This is a genomic window from Sporosarcina koreensis, from assembly GCF_001531445.1.
Taxonomy (GTDB): domain Bacteria; phylum Bacillota; class Bacilli; order Bacillales_A; family Planococcaceae; genus Sporosarcina; species Sporosarcina koreensis_C.
Genome location: NZ_LQYA01000193.1, coordinates 9,891 through 14,665 on the forward strand (window position 1 = coordinate 9,891; position 4,775 = coordinate 14,665).

4 protein-coding genes and 1 other annotated feature are annotated in these 4,775 nt (G+C 45.0%); all 4 genes read right to left on the reverse strand.

Features of this window, described 5'->3' with window-relative positions; translation table 11 throughout:
• Positions 1–46: 46 nt before the first annotated feature.
• Complete coding sequence (lspA, locus tag AWV70_RS17115) at positions 47–523, reverse strand: signal peptidase II (protein WP_060209670.1); 477 nt, start codon at positions 521–523, stop codon at positions 47–49.
• Positions 524–668: 145 nt separating this feature from the next.
• A complete protein-coding gene (gene ileS, locus AWV70_RS17120; RefSeq protein WP_060209672.1) occupies positions 669–3,431 on the reverse strand; it encodes an isoleucine--tRNA ligase in 2,763 nt (920 codons plus the stop codon).
• 39 nt (positions 3,432–3,470) lie between these two features.
• Positions 3,471–3,684 (reverse strand) — a binding site (T-box leader).
• 56 nt (positions 3,685–3,740) lie between these two features.
• The gene (locus tag AWV70_RS17125) at positions 3,741–4,247 is read right to left on the reverse strand and encodes a DivIVA domain-containing protein (RefSeq protein WP_060209674.1); all 507 of its coding nucleotides are present in this window, start codon (positions 4,245–4,247) and stop codon (positions 3,741–3,743) included.
• Positions 4,248–4,341: 94 nt separating this feature from the next.
• Positions 4,342–4,775 (reverse strand): YlmH/Sll1252 family protein (locus AWV70_RS17130; RefSeq protein ID WP_235588729.1); only part of this gene is annotated, 434 nt, incomplete at its 5' end.

Below are 4,775 nucleotides of genomic sequence, written 5' to 3' on the forward strand. Positions count from 1 at the left end.
CTGCCATTGCCGTGTTCTTCTGTTATTACAAATTCAAACGGTTCCATTATGCCACCTTTTTCTTGTTCTTTTTTTCATCCAGTAAGACGTGAAGAATCATGAGAACGACACCAACTGTCAGTGCAGCATCCGCTACGTTGAAGATTGGAAAATCATAATTGATGACTGGAATAAGAATGTCAACAAAATCGACCACTTCTTTTCGAAATAACCGATCTATGAAGTTTCCGAGTGCGCCACCAAGTAAAAACATGAGGCTGACACTTAATAGCTTACTGCTCTTCGCTTCCTTGTGGAAAAAATAAATAATGCCGCCGACAACTAGTATCGTGACGATATAAAATAACCACATTTGCCCTTCCAGCATTCCCCATGCCGCTCCTTTATTCCGATGTGAGAGGAGTGCAAAATAAGGTTCTACTAGTGGAATTCGTTGCCCTAGATTCATGTTTTGTACGACAAGCCATTTTGTCAGTTGGTCAAGCAATATTAATAAAACAGCCAATCCATAATATAATATCAATCCAAAAACCCCCGTCCGACGTTTCTGTTCCATTTTACCACAAAGTACACTCAATCATGAAGTTGGCGTGCATTCGATGGAAAAGAAAAAGGCTGCTGCAACTATGGATTATAGCCACAGTTGCAAACAGCCTTTACCAAAATGCTTATGAATAGTATTTTTTCACGACTCCAGCGCAACGCGAGCATAGATCTGGATGATCTGCATCCATCCCGACAGTTTCGGAAATCGTCCAGCAACGGTCACATTTTTCACCGTCCGCTTTTTCTACAAGGACTGTTGCAGCGTCAAGTTGAATTGCATCAGCTGGCATTGTTCCCTCGTTACCTTCCTCGAACTTGGAAACGATGAAGAATTGAGCGAAATCGATATCGTCGGCTGCCAAAATGCCAGTCATTTTTTCTGGTAATGCGACCGTCACTTTCGCCTCGAGTGATTTACCGATCACTTTTGCGTTTCTTGCTTCTTCAAGCGCCTTCAAAACATCGTCACGCACAAGCATCAATTTGCTGAAACGTTCGCGTAGTGCTTCCGCTTTCTCTCCAAGATCTTCCGCTTGCGGCATATCTGTCAACTGAACGCTTTCTTCTTCTACATTCTCTAGATAAGCCCATAGCTCATCTGTCGTATGCGGGATGATCGGCGTCAATAGCTTCAACAGGGCTAGAAGTGAATCGTACATGACTGTCTGCATTGCACGACGGTGTGGATGATCTACACCTTCGATATAAACGACGTCTTTTGCGATATCAAGATAAAATGAGCTTAATTCACCTGTGCAGAAATTATTCACTGCGTGATAAACGCCTGCAAACTCATATTTCTCATAGGCTTCAAGGACGTCTTTGATCAGATCTTGAAGCTTCACATAAACGTATTGGTCGATCGGGCGCATATCTTCAAACGCGACGCGGTCAGTAGCAGGATTGAAATCTGCCACATTTCCATGCAGGAAGCGGAGCGTATTGCGGATTTTACGGTATACTTCCGACACTTGCTTGAAATTCGAATCGGAAACCCGTACATCTGCCGTATAATCGACGGAAGACACCCAAAGTCGAAGGATATCGGCGCCTAGCTGGTTCATCACTTTTGAAGGGACGATGACGTTGCCTAGCGACTTACTCATTTTGCGGCCTTCCCCATCCAATGTGAAGCCGTGGCTCAGTAGCCCTTTGTATGGTGCGATACCATTGATGGCAACACTTGTTGTCAAAGATGAGTTGAACCAACCGCGGTATTGGTCGGAGCCTTCCAAATACAGATCTGCCGGATAGACGAGATCGTCTCTTTCCACTAACACGCCTTGATGGGTAGAACCGGAGTCGAACCAGACATCCATAATATCCGTTTCTTTTGTAAACTGGCCGTTCGGGCTGCCTTCATGCTTGAAGCCTTCCGGAAGCAAAGCATTCGCTTCCCATTCAAACCATACATTTGAACCATGTTCTCTGAACAAGTCGGCCACATGGGCAATGGTTTCATCGGTAATGATCGCTTCTCCATTTTCCGCGTAAAATACTGGAATCGGAACTCCCCATACACGTTGGCGTGAAATACACCAGTCGCCACGGTCGCGCACCATATTATACAAGCGAGTTTCACCCCATGAAGGAGTGAACTTTGTATTGCGGATTGCTTCCAACAACTCTTCGCGGAATGATTGAATGGACGCAAACCATTGAGCAGTCGCTCGGAAAATGACCGGTTTCTTCGTACGCCAATCATGTGGGTACGAGTGTGTGATGAATGAAAGCTTTAATAGAGCTCCTTCTTCATCCAATTTTTTCGTCACTTCTTTATTTGCATCTTCATAGAATAATCCTTCAAAGCCTGGCGCTTCATCTGTCATGACACCACGGTCATTGATTGGAGACAATGCATCGATTCCATATTGTATAGAGACGTAGAAGTCATCTTCACCATGACCGGGTGCTGTATGAACGCAGCCTGTACCTGCTTCTGCTGTAACATGGTCGCCAAGCATGACGAGGGAGTCGCGGTCATATAGCGGATGCTTCGCAATTACTCTTTCCAGATCAGAACCTTTTACCTCGCTGGCAATTTCATATGATTCCCAGCCAATTTCTTTTGCGACAAACTCAACAAGATCCTTCGCCATGAGAAACTTATTTCCGTCCACATTGACGATTGCGTAAGTGAATTCCGGATGAACCGAAATTCCGAGGTTTGCAGGAATCGTCCATGGCGTCGTTGTCCAGATGACGATTTTTACATCCTCGCTTACAACACCGCGACCGTCCTTGATCGGGAACGCAACGTAAATGGACGGCGATTTTTTATCTTTGTATTCGATTTCCGCCTCTGCAAGCGCCGATTCGCTTGAAGGGGACCAGTATACTGGCTTCAGACCTTTGTAGATATAACCTTTCTTGGCCATTTCACCGAATACCTGGATTTGTCTCGCTTCGAATTCAGGCTTCAATGTGATGTATGGGTTTTCCCAGTTGCCGCGTACGCCGATCCGTTTGAATTGTGAACGTTGGCTGTCGATTTGGCTGTATGCATATTCCTCGCACATTTTACGGAACTCAGCGACGGAAAGCTCTTTACGATTGACACCTTTGTTGACGAGAGCCTGCTCAATCGGAAGACCGTGCGTATCCCAGCCCGGTACGTAAGGCGCATGGAAGCCTGTCATCGATTTATGGCGGACAATCATGTCTTTGAGGACTTTGTTAAGGGCGTGGCCCATGTGCAAATCGCCGTTTGCGTATGGCGGTCCGTCGTGAAGGACGAAGAAAGGACGTCCTTCGGTGCGTTTTTGCACTTTTTCATAGATATTCATATCTTCCCATTTCGCCTGCATATCTGGTTCTTTATTCGGCAAGTTGCCGCGCATCGGAAAGTCTGTTTTCGGCATGAGCAATGTGTCTTTGTAATCCATATTGTTTCCTCCTTTAAATATAAAAAACCCCGTCCCTAGTAAAGGGACGAGGAATTATTCTCGCGTTACCACCCTAGTTGCAGCATGAAAAATCATACTGCCTCTCAGAACACCGTAACGGGGTGTATCCGGGATTGATTTTCGTCAATCCGGCTCTGGAGTGATTTTCGTTTCCGATTCAGACCAGGCTCCCACCACCCCCGGCTCGCTTTGCATGAATTTCGAAAAGTACTCTCTCTTTCAATGCCTGTTTCTGCTTATATGGTCATTATTATATGTTTGAATATGATAATATGTCAAGCTTCCGAATCATTCTACTTCCGCTGCAGATTCTAGATGTTCCGTATCAGGCTCATATTCAAGAAGTTTTTCCCAGTCATCTGTCTTGATCATATCTAGTTGCGCTTCAATCAACATGCGGAAGCGGTTTCTGAACACTTTCGATTGTTTTTTCAAATCCTCGATCTCCAGCGCGATTTTACGGGCTCGCGACAGTGCTTCATTCACAATACGGTCTGCATTCTTCTCGGCCTCTTTTACAATCAATTTCGATTCTTGCTTCGAGTTCCGTCTTACATCTTCGGCTGCTTCTTGGGCGATCAAAATGGATTTCTGCAATGTCTCTTCGATTGAGTTGAAATGGGAGACCTTTTCTTTCGTATCCTTCAAACTGTTTTTCAACGCTTTATTCTCTTCCAGTACGTTTTCATAATCCTTCATGATCTGTTCAAGAAACTCGTTTACTTCATCTTCATCGTATCCACGGAAGCCGCGGCTGAATTCTTTGTTATGTATATCGAGTGGTGACAATGCCATCTTTTGTTCCTCCCTTTCAAGTAAATCTTCTATTCCCTATTATACATGCCGACAGCAGATAAGACAGCAGTTTTTCGAGCGGTTGTCTGAAAAATCATTCTAACCTACCAATCAACAACCGTATTTTGTCTTTTCGTGTCCTTCCTTCTATCGACATGATTTTGAAACGGCCTGATCCCCTGATCGAAAGAATGTCCGATTCATTCACCTCGAACGCTTGCTGATCGCGGACTACATGATTCACTTTCACTTTATCATTCTGGATTAGCGAGACGGCTTTTTGACGCGGACAATTCACTAATGAAGCGACAAGCGAGTCGAGGCGCAACGAGCTGATTGTGTAAAGCTCTTCCTTCCACGATTCCGCCATAACGATCAGTTCATCAGAAGAACCAAGCTCTTCTACGCGTATTTTTGATTTGCCGATCGACGTTAAATTGGCGGTGAGGTAATCCTTCATTTCCACTGCAGCCGCGAATTGGACGACATCTTCCTCCAACCGTATATCTCCAAATTTCGAACGGTCGA